Source organism: Pseudomonas sp. SIMBA_068 (genome assembly GCF_046534705.1).
Classification (GTDB): domain Bacteria; phylum Pseudomonadota; class Gammaproteobacteria; order Pseudomonadales; family Pseudomonadaceae; genus Aquipseudomonas; species Aquipseudomonas putida.
The window spans coordinates 1-388 of sequence record NZ_JAWRYI010000105.1 but is presented as its reverse complement, the minus strand read 5'-3'; the positions used below and the strand labels follow the sequence as shown (position 1 = coordinate 388).

Below are 388 nucleotides of genomic sequence, written 5' to 3'. Positions count from 1 at the left end.
CTGCCAGTGTTAAGTTTTCGAAGGGGGAAGGTATGTCACTACTTTTAATTTCGTCTTCACATAGTAACCCGCTTTTTAAATCAGGCTGAGACTGAATACAGCGCCAAGCAAAGTCGCTTAACGCTAATGACCTTACAACTTCGCTTTCTATAGGATGCTGCGGGTACAGCTGCTCATAGCGCTTTAACCCAAGTTTTTGTAATTGAATAGGAAGTTGTATTGCGTTACTCATCAATCCTCTCTTTTATATCATCAGTAACCGTACTAGAATGATTAAAACCTTAAAGGTTAACTCTAATTAGGACAACCATGTCATATTTATCTTTATCTAACACTAGTTTTGTTGCGATTACTGTTAGTTTTGCTGTTATTTGCTTAACTATTTTTT

At 36.6% G+C, this 388-nt stretch carries 1 protein-coding gene; it reads right to left on the bottom strand.

All coding sequences use genetic code 11. From position 1 onward, the window contains the following. Nucleotides 1-232 (bottom strand): hypothetical protein (locus tag SB756_RS28375; RefSeq protein ID WP_410912818.1); only part of this gene is annotated, 232 nt, incomplete at its 3' end. Between the last annotated feature and the right edge of the window lie 156 nt (nucleotides 233-388).